The 15,837-nt window shown below is 66.5% G+C and carries 10 protein-coding genes; all 10 read right to left on the minus strand.

Annotated elements, in window-relative coordinates; all coding sequences use genetic code 11:
- Window positions 1-11 precede the first annotated feature (11 nt).
- The 10 genes from ACIBM5_RS11510 to ACIBM5_RS11555 all read right to left on the minus strand — a co-directional run bounded on the left by ACIBM5_RS11510 (window position 12) and on the right by ACIBM5_RS11555 (window position 15,758).
- Entirely contained in the window at window positions 12-1,529 is a 1,518-nt protein-coding gene (locus ACIBM5_RS11510) for a CHAD domain-containing protein (protein WP_396006629.1), read from the minus strand.
- A 93-nt stretch (window positions 1,530-1,622) separates the two neighbouring features.
- Window positions 1,623-4,364, minus strand: coding sequence for a DUF262 domain-containing protein (locus ACIBM5_RS11515; protein ID WP_396006630.1), 2,742 nt, complete (start codon window positions 4,362-4,364; stop codon window positions 1,623-1,625).
- Window positions 4,312-5,085, minus strand: coding sequence for a DISARM system phospholipase D-like protein DrmC (drmC, locus tag ACIBM5_RS11520; RefSeq protein ID WP_396006631.1), 774 nt, complete (start codon window positions 5,083-5,085; stop codon window positions 4,312-4,314). The genes ACIBM5_RS11515 and drmC overlap by 53 nt, the downstream gene beginning before the upstream one ends.
- Window positions 5,082-6,992 carry a DrmB family protein gene (gene drmB / locus ACIBM5_RS11525; protein WP_396006632.1) on the minus strand — a complete coding sequence of 637 codons (1,911 nt, stop codon included), beginning with the start codon at window positions 6,990-6,992 and terminating at the stop codon, window positions 5,082-5,084. Before drmB ends, drmC begins: the two co-directional genes overlap by 4 nt.
- The gene (gene drmA / locus ACIBM5_RS11530) at window positions 6,989-10,822 is read right to left on the minus strand and encodes a DISARM system helicase DrmA (RefSeq protein WP_396006633.1); all 3,834 of its coding nucleotides are present in this window, start codon (window positions 10,820-10,822) and stop codon (window positions 6,989-6,991) included. The genes drmB and drmA overlap by 4 nt, the downstream gene beginning before the upstream one ends.
- A 233-nt stretch (window positions 10,823-11,055) precedes the next feature.
- A complete protein-coding gene (locus ACIBM5_RS11535; RefSeq protein ID WP_396006634.1) occupies window positions 11,056-12,255 on the minus strand; it encodes a DNA sulfur modification protein DndB in 1,200 nt (399 codons plus the stop codon).
- Between the two features lie 114 nt (window positions 12,256-12,369).
- Window positions 12,370-14,118, minus strand: a complete 1,749-nt coding sequence (locus ACIBM5_RS11540) for an ABC-three component system protein (RefSeq protein ID WP_396006635.1) — start codon at window positions 14,116-14,118, stop codon at window positions 12,370-12,372.
- Window positions 14,096-14,362, minus strand: a complete 267-nt coding sequence (locus ACIBM5_RS11545; RefSeq protein ID WP_396006636.1) for an ABC-three component system middle component 6 — start codon at window positions 14,360-14,362, stop codon at window positions 14,096-14,098. The genes ACIBM5_RS11540 and ACIBM5_RS11545 overlap by 23 nt, the downstream gene beginning before the upstream one ends.
- Window position 14,363: 1 nt before the next feature.
- On the minus strand, window positions 14,364-15,260 hold the full coding sequence (locus ACIBM5_RS11550) for an ABC-three component system protein (RefSeq protein ID WP_396006638.1): 897 nt from the start codon (window positions 15,258-15,260) through the stop codon (window positions 14,364-14,366).
- Window positions 15,261-15,338: 78 nt separating this feature from the next.
- Window positions 15,339-15,758 (minus strand): hypothetical protein, encoded by a 420-nt coding sequence (locus tag ACIBM5_RS11555; protein WP_396006639.1) that lies wholly within the window; start codon window positions 15,756-15,758, stop codon window positions 15,339-15,341.
- Window positions 15,759-15,837: the final 79 nt, after the last annotated feature.

A 15,837-nucleotide genomic window follows, 5' to 3' on the forward strand; every position in this document is an offset into this window, starting at 1 on the left:
CCGAGCGGCGGCTACAAACCCCGGCGCAGTCGCGGCCGGGCGAAGTCGGCCCACTGGCTCGGGAATTCCTCCTCGATGCGCTGCGCGAGCGCGACCTCCTCGCCGTAGAGCAGGCCCCACGTGAAGGAACTCTCGCCCGCGCCGTGGGCCGCGATGGCCAGTCGGCGCAGGGCCTTGCGGGTCTGCACGCTGTCCTGGTGCGTGCCCAGCAGCTCCTGGATCCGCTTGGCTCGCTTGGTGAGCCGCTTGGCGGGTTTGCCCAGCGCCGGGCGGGTGGCCTCGCCCGCGTAGCGGACCCGTTTGGCGGCCTTGCGCACCTCGTGCAGCGCCGTGTCGCGGGCCCGCCCGGCGGGGGCGCGCAGCGCGACCCGGGCCCGCCTGGAGATCCGCCGATCGCTCCGGCGCAGGGCGGCCGCGGCCGGACGGCGGGCCGGTTGACCGGCCCGGGCGGTGAACGGCGGCCGGGCGAGCAGGACGTCCAGTGCGTCCAGGAGGGCGAAGTAGCGCGCGCCGTCGAGTTCGGCGAGGATCCGGACCCGGGCCTCGGCGCGGCGCCGCGCGTCCCAGGCGGTCAGCCGGGCCTCCACCGGTCCGAGTACCGCCTCCGCGGGCAGTGCGGCGATGCGTTCGCGCAGCCGTTCGACCAGCACCTCCTGGTCCCGAGCCCGGCCCAACTCCGATGCCAGCCACTTGAGTTCGGCGCCCAGGATGCCGGTCACCCGCTCGTCGAGCACCCGCGAGAAGACCCGGAACGCGCTGCGCAGCCGCCGGGTGGCGACCCGCATCTTGTGCACCGCGTCGGGTTCGTCCAGGCGCACCCGGGGGTCGTAGGCGAGCAGCGTTTCCACCTGCTCGCGAACGTAATCCAGCGCCACCGCGCCGGCGCTTCCCGCGCGCGGTTTCGCGATCCGGCGCTCCGGCCGCAGGCCCGCCTCGGCCAGTGCGTGCCCGAGCTTGGACGCCGCCTCGGAGCGCCGCCAACCCCCCTTGGTCAGCCGCCGGTCCAGCGCGTCCAGCAGCGCCGGCTCACCGTCCACCAGTTCGACCTCGACCTCGGTCCACGACATCGTGGTCACGCCCGGCCCGACGAACACCTCGGCGGTCACCGTGTCGTGCGCGATCTCGGCCAGGGTCGGCCCGCCGGCCCGGACGATCCGCACCTCGCGCACGGTCCGCAGCCGCACCGTCGGCACCGGCTCGCCGCCACGCGTGTACGCCCGGATCCGCACCGCGAGCCCGTCCGGCACCTCCCGCTCGGACGCACCCAGCGGCTCCCGTACCTCGTCCCGCGCGTCCACCCCGGCAGGCAGCTTCAGATGCCACCCGGCATCCGCGCCCCCGGTTCGTCGGCGCAGCGTGATCCCGCGCGCGGCCAGCGCCAGCCCGGGCGTGTCGAAGTACATCGCGTCCAGCTCGACGGTCTTGCCGACCTCGACCCGCACCCCATCCGACATCCCGGCGAAGTCGGGCACCCCGACCCCATCCGGCGCGACATACTTGCGCTCGACCTCACGCACGACCTGGGCCATGGGCACATCTCTACCCGCCGAGCCCGACCGCACTCACCCTCCTCCCCCGAACGGAGGCCGGTCGCGCATCGGGCTGGTCGTCGCGCTCTGTAGTCACAGATCGACATCGTTGCCGGCTGCGGCGGCGTGGAACCAGATCAGCGCCTCGGTCAGCGTTTCCACGTTCTGCGGATCAGCCAACACCGCGAGGGGAAAGCTCGGACGAAGAGCTAGTTTTCCTTCAGGGAGGTCGACGCCGCCGAGCCTGTTGATCCGTGTACGGAGTTCCGCACGCAGTTCGGGAGCATCGAACGGGGCGCGCCGAGAGAGGTGCTGGAAGACTACCTCGACGAACCCGCTCTGGCCGCCGTACATCGGATAGACGACCAGCGCCCAGATGTCTTCCGCGCCGGGACGAGCGAGCGTGAGGGAGCAACTGGTGACAGTGCGGCCGGCGCCGTAGTCCAGCACGCCGCCGGCGGCGCACCAGTTGTCCAGAAGCCGCATGACCGAGGCTTCCACCGCGGTCTCGTTGTGATCGGTGAGCTGGGTGCGGAAGCGGTTGCGGCGTGCGCCGTCGACTGCTGATTCACGTGATGTTCGGGCGTCGCCCGCAGCCTGGTCTTCCGCAACGGGCAGACCGATCAACTCGGCCAGGTCATGCGTAGTCAGGCGCTGTCCTGGGTCGGCAATGCCGGCCGCGTTGAATCGGATGCCGTCCGCGGCCAGAACGTCATGTACATCGCCGCGATCGACATCGCCCGCCCAACGGAAACCCTCGGCGACTCGACCGGTGGCTCCGAGCGCGCGATAGGCGTTGGTGATGCCTGAAACGTCGGCGAGGTGGCGACCGACGGGAACCGGGTGCGAGCCGATCAGGGCGGCCAGGTCGCCATATGTGGTCCAGGTCCCGTCCGGCAATGCCGCGAGCGCTTGGTGCAGCAGGTCCCAGTCTCGCCCGCGTTCGACCCGCTCGACGCCGGGGAGCGGAGCGGGCCATAGCGTGATGGCTCGCTCGGCCAGCTCGTCCGCGCGAGCCAGGATCTCGGTCGCTCCCCAGCTGTCGGTGCCTGCGATCCGCTTGTTCATCTCCAGGCTGCTGCTGCGCAGCAGATCCTGCTTGCGCTCGAAGGGGTGGTTGGACAGGTGGCTGTTTTGACTGGTCAGGGTCAGATTGCCCAGGGTGTGGACGAGCCGGCGATGCACATCCTCGGCGGATTCCCCGGCCTCCGCGTCTGCGGCGAGCAGCGCGAGCCATTCCTCTCCCGGGCTTTGCGGCAGCACGTGTTCGATCGTGAGCTTCGCCTGCTCGAAGTCGACAGGTTCGTTGGGTGCGAGGCTCTCCTCCAGCCGACGCAGTACGAACCGCTGCTGAGTCTTTTGGCTTTGTAGGTAGATGGGCTTTGTACGGATGGCTTCTCGGAGTTCGGAGTCCGAGGGCCAATAGCGTGAGGTTGCCGACAACACTTGGCGCAGGCCGTCCGAGGCGGGCACCCGTGCAGGCAGCTGTGAAGGCACGGCCTGGAAGATCCGCGGCAGGCTGTTGGTGGGAATCCTGCACAAGGCACGGCGGACCAGGAAGCTCTCGACATAGGAGAGCGCCTGCACCAGCTGGTCGTTCGTCAGTTCCTTGGCCGAGTGTCGCTCCAGGAGCACCATTAGTACGGGGTAGGTCGTCACCCCCTGCCAGTCTCGGATTCGCTGAAGATGACCTCGCACTCGAGCATCCGGCTCCGCGTCCGGATTGAGGATGCGCAGGAACTGACGGGATCGACGGTGCAGTTCCACGACGTATGCCTCTACCGTGGCCTCTGTTGCGTCGCCCACATCGAGTCGGCCCTGCTGCGCGGCGTAGATGTCCTGCAGACGGACCTGGCTGTCGCCTTCGAGGACCAAGTGCAACCACATGAGTTGCTCGAGTTGTGCATTCGTCAGTTTTCGCTGGAGCGGCAGCCAGTACGTGCTGTACACATGCTCGTCCCGGGTGGGCAGTCGCATGAACAGGTAGTTGCGCAGCAGGTCCGCCTGGCTCAATTTGAGCCCTGTGTTGTTCAGCGATTCGAAGATCCTGTGCACATTGTCGGCTTTGTCTGCCGTGATGTCGACCAGGGTCAGCCGAGTGGTGATGGCCAGTTCGATGTGCTCGATGTCGTAGGGATCGCTGGCGTCTGCGGCTTTGACCAACTCCTGCCGGAAGAACCGGTAGGCGCCGGAGATCCGATCGCTGCCGCCTGATTGCGTATTATGGACGTGCTCTCCGTACATACGGCGATCGGCCTGGGTTGGCAGCAGACGCAACCGCTCGTGCCCGTCCCGGTACTTATTGACCAGGTAGAGATCCTCGATGCGCTCACGCTGTTTCGAGTCGCCGAGGTGATCGCGAATCGCCAACAACGCGAGAGACAGAGTGGTGAGCCGCTGCTGACCGTCCACCACGAGCCAGCGTGGAAACGAGGGGCTGGTCTGTGGCGATGGAGCCACGACAACCGAACCGAGGAAGTGCATTGTGCCGCCGCTGCCTTCCGATACCACGCGTGCCTGTTCGAGAATATCGGCCCACAGCGGGCGAAGTTCTTTATCAGTCCAGGAGTAGGTGCGCTGATACAGCGGTACCTGGAACTGCTTCTGGCCTTGTACGAGAGTGGCGAGTGTCGTCTCGCGAGCCTGCATGGCTTCCCCCGGGGCTTCGATCGTTGTGACGGAACTTTGACAGAGCGTGCCGACAGACCCGTGCGTGGGGGCACCCGACCGGTGAAGCCGGTGCGCATCAGTCGCGAACGCGCGAGGATTCAGCTTCCACTTCTCATCCACCAGAGTCGGCGAGCAGTTGCAGAAGTCCCCGGCGCTGGAGCTCACGAATGTGCTCCACAGCCCGCTGCGGGGCAGTGCCACCACGCACGATCAGCCCAGCCTCGATATTGCGGCTTGCACCCGAAGCGGTCAGGTTGGCACTGCCGAGAAAGAGCACCCGGCCGTCGGCCACGGCGACCTTCGCATGTTGGCGGGCGCCGGGAGCGGAGCGTTGCTCCGTGGGCCAATGCCAGATCCGGACCCCGGGAACACCGGCGAAAGCACGGGCCGGTTCGGGGCCGGACAACAAACCGCCCGCCCCGGCGCGGGTTTCCACGACCACATCCACCCGCACCCCCCGCGCCACGGCAGCGCGCATCGCGCTCACGAGTGGTGCGTACACACGCGCCGAGTAGGTCATCGCCACGAACTCTTGGGCAGCCTCACGTACCACCTCGACGAGTACCTGTGCGGTGGCCCGCACCGGAACCTCCGCCGTCGGTGGGCCACTCCATACCGTTTGCACGCTCACCGCGTCTCGACGCCGAGTCCAACCTGCGATATATCCGCGCACATACGCGGCCGCCTCCCGGTCGGGTACGCCGGCTCGGTCCCTGGCGTCGAGGAACGCAGTCAGCGGCTCCAGCGCTGCCGGGACGTGCATGGTCGCCAGTACGTACTCCCGGCTGCGTTCACGGGCGAGCAGCCCCACCAGGTCCTTGGCCCTGGTGAGGCCCAACGCCTCGACGATCGCGGCCGTGGCCGATTCGAATTCGACGCGGCTCACGAGACCAGTTCAGCCGGAGTGAGCAGCAACTTGGGATCGTCGTCGAGCGGTACGAGGAAGCGACGGTCGAGGAAGCGATTGCCGCGCTCGCACGTGGTCTCGGACAGGAACAGGCAGACATGGCACGCCGCCCCGTGCAGGTAGTCGTAGGGTGCCTGCGGCAGCCGTTCGGAGCACAGCGGATCCTGTGAGCAGTGCCGGGCATCCGTCAGTGCCCGTCGTACGATCCGCTCGAAGTGCGGTTCTTCCGCGAGCGAGACGAGTCCGCCGAGAGTGCCCTCGGCATCCGGCACCGCCGTGTACAACAGGATTCCGGTCCGGGGATCGTCGTCGTCGCCCGCGTAGATGCGCTCGGCAAGGCTGGCGGAGTTGTAACCACACTCCAGCGCGATCGTTCGGATCAGGAGGTGGGACAGTGTGTGCAGAGCGATGTAGCGTGCGCCCGGCCAGTGCTTCATCGGATCGAAGTCCCCGGTCAGGCGGTCCGAGTGGCGATTCGTACGGAACTGGGCGTAGGCACCGCGGTGTGCGGACAGTACCTCCGACTGTTCGGCGTGAGCCAGCCAGTCGGCCACCAACTCGTCCTGTACACGCAGGAAGATCCCCTCACCACGGACCTCGCTGGCCGGCACCCAGTTGCGCGGACGCGAGCTCAGCTCGACCTGCTTGACCAGTGCCGGGTCTTCCGGGTCGGGAGCGTCCAGGCGGGTGAAACCCACCAGCGCGCGTGCCTCGCGCAGCCGCTCGACCTGTCGCACGTCCGCGAACAACCCCTTCAGCGGCCCCGGAACGGTGGCCTCCACCAGCGCGAAGTCTTCGGTGGGCTGGGGGAGTTGCGCGCAAGTGAAGAGATCCCACTCGGGTGTGAGCAGGTCCACCCTGCCGTCGGTGGGGGCGGCCGCGGCAGTGTTCACGCCGGCACGTCGGGCATTGACGGCGGCGATGAGTTCGGCGGGGTCGTACTGCTCCAGATAGCGGTACGACGGCGCCTGTGCCATCGCAGTATGGATGTTGAGGTCGGTGATCATGTGAAGTTCGGTCCACCGCTCTTCCACGACCTTGTTGATGTCCTCCGTCTTGGACGGCGGCAGCGCAAGGGCGTTGAGTGTGATGGGGAACCACTGGTTGGACGCGCCCGCCACGAGTACAATCGCCGCGAGTCCGCAGCCGCCGGCCGCGAACGTGCCCAGGTGCGGGTGCCGGCCGCGACATGCGGGCAGATTCCGTTGCCCTGTCTCGCCCATGGCCTCGCGGATGTTGCGATTTGCAGGGCACGCGAGACACTTGATCGTCACGTTCGCGGCTTGATTGCCGCCGTGGTCGATCATCCGCATCCGCGGTCGTGGCGCCTCGGGGCAGGCAGCACCGTAATGAGCGAAGGCCCGATACGGAAACTCGTCGAGATGGCCGTCTGTGCACACGAGCGTGAAGCGTGCCGCGACGGCGAGCGGCTTGCGCTTGGCCTTGGGCTTGCAGTCGTGAATGAACTTGGCCTCGTGCGGCGTACGCGGGTTCTGGTTCACGAACTTGAACGTGCCCGCATCGATACCGGCCAGTTCGTTGCAGGCGGTGCACCGCAACCACTGTGGAAAGGGCACGACGGGCACACCGATTTGCTGAGCCTCGTTGCCCTTCGGATTGCTGTCACCACCATCCGCCCATGGTGCGGAACGCAGCTCGGTGACCTTCTCCCCGGGCGTGTATCGGCGCAACCTCCGGTTGACGGCCTCGCGCAGTCGCGGTTCGTCGACCAGATAGTTCTCGGTGAGCCCGGTGTAGTTCCACGACTCCAGACCTCGTACGAGGACGGAGAAGTTCGGCAGGTCGACCAAGGCGCCGACGCCGCCCGAGAACATGAGGTGACTCGGTCGGGCAGCCCCGACGCGGCGGAAATAGGCGTCGTTCATGCCGGGCTCTCCTCGCTCTCGCGACTCTCCTGGGCAGCGCTGAAGTCCCATTCCGGACTCGGGCCGGCCATCGAGCCGAATCCGTCACTGCCAGGCAGCAGCAGATTGATCTCGTTTTCCGTCTCACGCATGGATTGCGGCACCGTCAGCGCGTCCCAGCGGGATCCGTTGGCCGGACGCAGTAGCCCGACCACGAGCTGGTCCTTCTTCTTGCTCGTACTACCGGAGCGGAACCCAAGCTGGGCGTTTCCGCCACGGCGTTGGTGCCACAGGTCCTTCAGCGCCTGGATGCGCTCGTACAGGTAGTCGCGTGCACGGGTGCCTCCGACGGCCTCGGCACGGTTCAGCAATCGAGCCTCGACCTGTTGTGCCTCCTCGCCATCGAGGTCCAGGTCCTGTGCGTCGGTGTTGCGCGAGTGGGTGTGTCGGGCGTGCCGCAGGGCGGTGACATACGTGGCTGTCGTGCCGCGGTCGAGGGCCCTGCGCGTGAACGGCGTCACGGACAACGCCTCCACCTGGCGATAGAACGTCGCGTGATAGTGCTCGAAGTCTTCGAAGTGTGCGAGGTCGCGGGGGCGGGACCAGTTGTAGAGCGTGACGACGAGGCCGGGCCGGCAGGCGTCGCGTCCGACGCGGGAGGACGCCTGAATGTACTCGGCGGTGTTCTTCGGTTGTCCGACGACCAGCATGAGTCCGAACCGGGAGACGTCCACGCCGACTTGAAGCATCGAGGTGGCGAGCACCGCGTCGACGGGTGGGATGCGCTTGTTGCCGATGCGGGGTACGCGTGGCGGCTTCTTCCCCAGCGCGTGACCGACTTCGACGTTGATTGCCCTGGCTCGCAGGCTGGTGTCACGTTCGGGATCGAATCTGCCTTGTAGCCGGGTCAATGCCGCGCCGATTTGGTTCGAGGAGATGCGCGACGTCAGTTCCTCGATGACCAACATCCCGGTCTTCGAGGGGATGCGGTCCGCGAGTCGGCTGCTGTCCCGATGGGGATTGTGCCGAAGGCGGGTCGTCACGTCGTCGTCGAGATAGCGTCGCATCCCGGCGAGTTCGCGGGTCGCGTTGAAGTAGCCGACCAGGGTCATGTACGGATCCGCCGGGGCTCCATACGTGTCGAACTGCTGCTGTGCGGCGCGCAACAGGATCTCCGCGAGGCGGATCTCGGCCGACTTGAGTCGGGTGCCATGGGCACACACTCCGAGGTAGCGCCGCCCCGGAGTCGCTTCGGTGACCGACACCTGCCGGGAGAAGAACGTATCGGTGTGGTCGACCACCTGCGGTGGGAACACCGCGACGTCCCGCCCGAAGACGCCGCGCACCTGTTCGGCCGCGCGCTTTGTGGTGGCCGTGGACGCGATGATTTTGGGACCGACGAGATGCCGGACGCCATCGGAGGCCACGACCGGCCAACTGCACAACTGATCCACGGCCGACTCGAAGAGGCCGACGATCGTGCCGAGAGCGCCCGAGATCAGGTGCAGCTCGTCCTGGATGATCAGATCCGGCGGACGAACGGCGCCCACGCCCACCGAGGTGACGGCCGGGAGTGAACCCTTGCGCTGATGGCGACTGCCGCACTTTGCCTGTGCGTCGAGGTCCTCGTGCCGGTAGCCGTGCCGCGAACAGAACGTGGTGGTATCGCCGAAGAGCAGGCCCGCAGCCCCATTCGAGGGAAGCTGAGCGAGCTTGTCCACGGTGGCGATGAGCAGGCTTGGGACGAGCCGGTAGATCTCTTCGTCCACGGTGACCACAGGCAGCCCCGGTCGGAAGCCCGGAACGTCGCAGGCTGTGGTCTTCTCCTCGAACCCCTTCTTCGAGAACTGGCAGACGTCTGCTCCCTCGCCGCGCGGACAGTAGATCAGGATCCGCCGGCGGTCCTCGTCCGCGACGACGTCCTTCTGTGGCCTTATGGCTTCCCCGCACCACGGGCAACTCGCCACCTGGATGACGCCGGCATAGCGGCCGTCGCCGCTTTCCTTCGCCATGGCGATCTGTTCCTGCGCCTCCTCGAACCGATTCGGTGAGACGGTGCCACCCACCCACAGACCGATCCGGAACGGCACCCGCCCCCAACGAGTGTCGCCCTGCGCGTATGCCTCGCGGCGCAGCACCTCGGCGGCACATACGAGGGCCGCTGCTCGCTGGAACTGCTGAGCGGTGAGCAGCCGCAGCGTGTATCGCATCAGCACGCCGACCCCGTCGTCGCCGCGGCGCGCATCGAGCCCGGTCCCGATGGTCCCCTGCAAACGACGCAGTGCGAACGTGTAGGCGGCAAGGCCGAGATAGGCCTCGGTCTTGCCACCACCGGTCGGGAAGAACAGCAGGTCGACCAAGGCCTGGCGACCGGTACCCCGATGCGGATGGGTCGGCTCGGTCAAGGACTGGAGATTGAGCAGGACGAAGGCGAGCTGGAAGGGTCGCCACGTCGCCGCGCCTTTGCCGCGTTCGTCGACGATGGCCTTGGCCTGGTCGTAGGACACCGAACCATCCTCGGCAGCAGCACGAAGCTCGGCGATCGCGGTGTTGCGTCGTTGCAGGGCCATGGTTCGGTTGGCGAAGCGGAAGGCTTCGAGTGCGATCGGGTCCTCGGTCAATGTCTCGATGCCGGCACCGATACGTACGCAGATGTCTTCGGCCTGGTCGATCGCGACATCGGCGGACTTGCGCAGGTCATCGGGCAGTGCGGCAGCCCGGCTGCGCTGTTCTACGAGCCAACGACCGTATCCCTCGGCCAACGGGACCAAGGCGGTGGCGAGTTCACCACGCCGAGCCGGCAAAGCCAACTCGGCGAGGTTGTCCATGGACAACTCCAGGCCCTCGAGGAGCGTCTGCTCCTCGACGGTGGGCGCGGTGGTCATCGGGACGTCGTAGGCGGGCAGCCACGTCGTGGTGAGTCGATGCGCGTGCCGCTCGCCGGGGCGAACGTCGGCGTGTACCGCGACATTGCGCCCGATCGCGTGCCTAAGCTCGTCGCGATAAAGCAGGCGCAACCGCCTCTCTTCGGGATCCTCGGGTGCGCCCGTCGCGCCGGACGGGGCCATCGGATCGTCGATCGGCAGGAACACCGCCGCGGAAGCGTCCGGGAAGGCGTTCACCTTTAGGCGGGTCTGGAACAACCAGCTCCGGTCGCGGAGTTCGGCCGAGTCCTCCAGCGCGTTGACGAGGGCGACCTCGACGACCCGGAGTTCCTCGCCGCCGGGACCGGCAGCCCGTTCGCGCACATGCACGTTGAGCTTGACGTGTGGACTGTTCTCGTCCCCTTCGAGGTAGCACGGTTGCTTGTCGCCGGCCGTCGCGACGTTGATGTCACACAGCTTGGAGAACGGCTCGCGAGCCCAGACCCGTTCCGTCTTGCCCGCGTCGGTCAACGCCTCGCTGCGGTCGTAGCGGCCCCAGGACACCTCGACCGTCAGCGTGCCGATCGCGGCCGGGACGACGAAGGACAACCCCATCGAGGATGCCCAGATCCGCCCGGCCGCGTGCGGGGTGACCTGCTCGATCAGCTCCGCCTCCTGCGCGTCGCCGTCACCTTCCGGCTCTGACTCGCCTGCCTGGGCGGCCTCGCGGGCCACTTCACCCGGCATGGCCGGCGCGGGCTTGGGCCCGAGCATCCCGACCAGGTAGCGGTCCCGGGGACCGGCCGACTTTCGCAGTTCCTCCAGCTCGCCGTCCCATGGGCCGAGCAGATCGCGCTCGATGAAGTCCTGGAGCCCGTTGCGCACGGTGTGCGAGGTGCCCGGTGTGAAGGTCTGCGGGACGTCGTCGAACGGGTGCGGCGGGAGATCGGACGATCCGCCGGCGGACACGGCGGGCGGCTGGGGCATGGGCGGGAGGATCCCTTCAGGAAGCGTGCGCGACGCGGCGGGTACAGGCTAACGATCGACGCCTACGTGGCGGAGGAGAAACTCAGGACGTGACGGAGTAGAGCATGTCATGCGTTTACTGAGTTCACAAGGTATCGAAAGCTCTCGTGTGCAGATTGGTCTCGAAATCGGCGAAGCTGCGTGTCTTCGCCGTCGGATCGGTGGTGGGAGACACGCAGCTTCGTGAGGTCGCCTCAGTTCCGGCCGCGGATCTTCCGGCCGGCCTCGGACTGGGGGTTCAACAGGGCTTCGCAGACGCGGCCGCCAGAGTCCTTGACGCCGCCGGCGAAGGACAACACCTTGGCAGCGGTCTCCTTGGCGGCCACGCCGTCCCAGTACTTCGCCTCGCGCTCCCAATGGACTTCAGACAGCAATCCCATGAAATCGAGGTGAGGGGGAAGCAGGTCCTCGGCCCATGGCATCGTTCGGTGCGCTGCCGCCCCCAGGCCCGCAAGTACGGCCGGAGCGGTGATCGCCGAGCGCGTTTCGAAGGCCTCCGTCAGGGTGCGCACGATTGCGGACAGGGCCCCGACGACTTCCTGGGTGACCTCCAACTCGCTGAGACCTTCGGGTAGGTCGTCCAGTTCCACGGTGCCCGAGGTCGCGCCGATTCCCGACTTGCCGAGCATCGTGGTGACGACCATCGAACGGAATGCCGACAACGTGACCCACTCGGTCGAATTGACGCTGAGCTGACGCTTGCTGGAGTTCACGAAGCGGGCCAGCGGGGCATCTCCGTCGTCGGTACTCACGATCGTGGTGTCGACCAGTGTCCGCGTGATGACGGTGGCGAGGTCGCGCTGGTCCATGGACAGCGCGAGGCTCTTGTCGACGGCAACCCCCTTGAGGTTGCGGTCGTGGAAGATTTGCCGCGCGTCCTCGGTGCCGATGCCCCAGTAGATCTCGAAGGCCACCAACACCTCCGCGAAGTCGGTGTCCTCGAGGCCGTAGATCCGACGGTTCTTCCGGATCCGATGCATTGCGGTGAGCTGGGTCTCCGCGTCGACGGCGATGATCTGGTCGCGCAGTGGCAGCATCGTGTCGCCCTGCTCGTTGACGATCAACGTGCGCGGACACCACAGCGTCAACGGCGGGGTCGACCATGCGTCGCCGAACTCACCACGCAATCCTGCGGAGATGTAGTCCGCGTACGGGCCGACGTTCTTCGCCTTCGCGCTGCTCTTGTTGCCGATCAGCCGCTGGACCTCGGCGCGCAGCGCCGCGTACTCGTCGAGGCCGAGATCGACCTTGCTGGACGTGGACTTCTCCACGACTTCTGGGTCGTTCACGATCGCCAGAAGGTTCTCCCAGTCGAGTACGCCGATCGCCACCTTCTCCCGGAGCTTCTTGACGTTGACCGGCAGGCCGGTGCGAACGGGCGTGGAGGTGGACATGGATCTCCCCTGCTCGGGCGAGCTGTCGCGACCCATCCCCGGGATCGCGGTCTGCGCCGAGAGCAATCGTATGCGTTGTCTAAGTTCACAGCAATCGGGATGGATGCCTGACCATCAGAATCGGAAGCCGAACAGACCGCCGGCCTCGTAGGCATCGGTGAGCCGGGGAGACAGGATCATCTGGGAGGCGTCGAAGCCGCGCCGCTCGATCTTCGCGAGGTCGTCCGAATTGAGACTCGCGATGTACTGCAACCCTTCGCGCGCGCTCACATCGCGGGCCAGGGTGAGGGCGGCGAACAGTTGCCGGTCGTCGACCCCATCGAACAGGTGGCTGTCGTGCACGAGGAAGTCCGGGCCGCGACCATGACGATGGGCGAGTACGGCGACAGTGAGGTCGAAGCAGAAGATCACCATGTTGCCGATGCCGCGACTGTCGTCGCTGTCGATCCGAGGAGTGATCTTGAGACTGGACGGCCCGGCTTCGATGGCCAGGTACGCGCTGCGGCCGTGGCCGTAGAGCCGCTGGGCGAACTCGGAGAACAGCAGGGTGGCTTCTTCGGTCTGCATGCGCCGTTCGCCGAGGTCGGCCGCGAGGGATTGCTGGAGCTCGACTTTCTTGGCCTTGATCTCCAAGGCACTGCTCTCCAGCGTCTGCGCAGCGTCGTAGCGGTGCCGCAGGGCCTGAACGGCTGCCTGCTTGTGGGCGAGTGCCTGTTGGAGAGCAGTCAGTGCGTCGAGCGCGCCGCCATCGGCGAGTATGCGCAGCACCTCCTGCAACTCGGTACCGAGTCTGGCTCGTTCGGTCTTTCGCTCTGTCAAGGCGACTTCGGTCGCGTGGATTTCGTCGGCCAGGTATCGCCGTCGATTGTGCACGATCGACTCGTGGAAGCCGCGAACGTCGTCGAAACGACGACGAACCTGTTCGCCGAGGAGGATGTCTAGTTCTCGGTAGACCGGCTCCAGGTAGCGCACCGCAGTGTCGACGGTCTCCTCCACGGCAGCCTTGAGGTCACCGAGGTTGCGCAGGTCGATCGCGTCCTGGCTGTTGAGGGCACGGATCCGGTGGTCGATGTCGTCCGCGCGCCGCTGTAGTTCCTCGTACTGGGGAACGACGCGGAACTCGGCGATCTGCTGACGGATTCGGCGCAACTCGTCCTCGGCCAAGGTGATCTGACCGCGTAGGTCGGCCGTATTGCCGACGATCCTGCCCCAGACCGGATCGCTGACAGCCTGGCGCAGCTGACGACGAGTCGCTTCGCGGGCAGCGATCTCGCGGTACCCGGCCGCCAACTTCCAGTCCAGGCCCAGTAGATACGCGAGATTTGCCGCGGCGTCGGCTTCGGACTGTTGGTTGTGTGTGCGGGTTGCCTGATTGAAGGAGTGACTGGAGACGCGACGGATCAGGAAGCCCAGCATGGCTCGTCCGCTGAGGCCTTGGTGGTCGGCGCGCAACCCGAACAGCTCGCGGTCGATCAATTGCTGCCAGCGGGAGTTCGGTACGTCCACGGGGCCGTCCATGTCGAACAGGACGTCGTGGTCGGGATCGATGTCGTGGTTCAGCCGGACGACTTCGGGGCGCGTGCCGGAACGTGTGACCGCGAGTCGTCGGTCCGGTGTCTCCGACCAGTCGAGTTCGAGAATGAACGCGGTGCGGCGCAGCGCCTTGCGCATGGGCAGGCTTTTGGCGTCAGCCCTTGCGCCGAGCAGGAAATGCAACAGCTCGATCAGGCTGGATTTGCCAGTGCTGTTGCGGCTGTCCTCGTCGGTCGAGGTCTCGGTGGTGTCGGCGACAAGGAGGTTGACCTCGGGCCTGAAGTCGACGGTACGGAAACGTGAATCGTCAGCGCTGAGCCGCCGCAGCATCGCCCCTCCTCGGGATCAGCAGTTGGTCTTGCAGCTCCACGGCGCCAAGAGCGTGCAGTACGTCGAGCGCGAGTACGAACCAGCCGAACGAAACGGGGGAGCGATGGCCGAGTTCGACACGGCGGGCCTTGAGCCGGGCAAACGCTTGACTGACCGTCACTGGTCCGTCGAGCTCCATCAGGATCTGCGCGCCGACGGCCAGGAGGGCTCGGTCGGGGGCGATGCCCTTGGTGGGGGTGAGCATTTCAGGGCCTCCCGGTCGGCATCCCGTTGGGCGACCATCCGGGGGGCGGGGCATCGAAGATGTCGCATCGCTCGAAGAAGTGGGCAAGCACGACCATGCCGGCGCGAAGTTCGCGAGGATGGTGAAGCTTGTTGCCTTGGATGTATTGCTGGAGGTCCCACAGGACGTCATCGGGGTCCGGGGAGTCCTGCCGGGCCAGCGCATACTGCGCCCGGAAACCGGCGGCCACGTCGTCGTGTTCGAACGGATCGAGGACTCCGGCGTAGTACTCGTCCACGAGATGTGTGTGCCGCATGCCCCTCAGCAACTCCTCGCGCACATCGTCGCGCAAGTTGTTGAAATCGAGCTTCAGCTCGCTGACGGCGGCGAGGCTCATCAACGGATCAGCGGTCCCTCGATGCTCTTTGAGACTGGCGAGCAGGGGCGCCAAGTCCTCCATGCCGATGCCGTAGACCTGTTCCTCGATCGGAATCTCGCAGCCCAGTACGTGTTCGACGTCGTCGCGCCGGAGCCGCATGAGCTCACGCCACAGCCCTCGACGTCCCATCACCTCGAACTCCAGGCCCGGGTGCGCCGCGCGGGCGTCCACCAGCATCGAAGCGACCTCGGGATGCATGCCCCGCAGGTCGTTGTGTACGAAGACGAACGTACCGAATTGACCGAGACGCTTTTCCAGCGCCTTCTCCAAATCGGACTTGAACTTCACTCGGACGGCTGACGCGCTGAAGGTGTAGGGCGCGTAGCAGGCGTATAACTTGCCGGAGTGCAACCCGAGGCCGTCGGCACCCTGGTCGCCGATGTTGCCGTGCGTGCGCACGTCGATGAAGTCGGGGTGGCGCAGGCACATCAGGTCGTGGAAGAAGTCCTCGAACGCCTCCGTGTGCAGATCGCCCAGCATCTCCCGGAACTTTAGGCTTGCGTACATCCAGTGCGCGAAACGCATGATCTCCCCACCGCCGACCGAGGCCGACCATCCTCACAGCTCCGAGAGCCGCTTGCCGCCCTCGGTCGCCCAGCACTTCAGCCCGTTCTGCGGGTTGCCCGCGATCTTGGACGCGGCTCCGGAGGGCGACCCGAACTCCCGCCCGTCGTCGAGCCGAAGGTTACCGTTGGCGAGGACGGTGGCATGGTGCGTCTGCTTGAGGTTGCGACGATGCCACACGAGCCGCTGGCCGGCTTCGAGACGGCCGTCGTTGAGGAACGGCGCGAGCCGCTGTTCACGGGGGGCGGTCTGGGTGGGTGTCGTCTCCGGAGCGTCGTCGGAAGCGGTGGGCTCCCGCCCCTCATCCAGTCCGAGGATTCGCCGCAGAGTGCTGTTGGGAGTGTCCACGAATGCCACGGCTTCCGCCTGGATGGCGGCGAATACCTCTTCATCCACTCGGATCGTGCGGCTCATCGGGATTCGACTCCAAACTTTCGACTTGTTGCAGCGAACCCTACAAGGGCTGCGCTGTCATGTGCAGCCCTCGTAGGGT

The organism is Embleya sp. NPDC050493 (assembly GCF_044458105.1).
Lineage (GTDB): Bacteria > Actinomycetota > Actinomycetes > Streptomycetales > Streptomycetaceae > Embleya.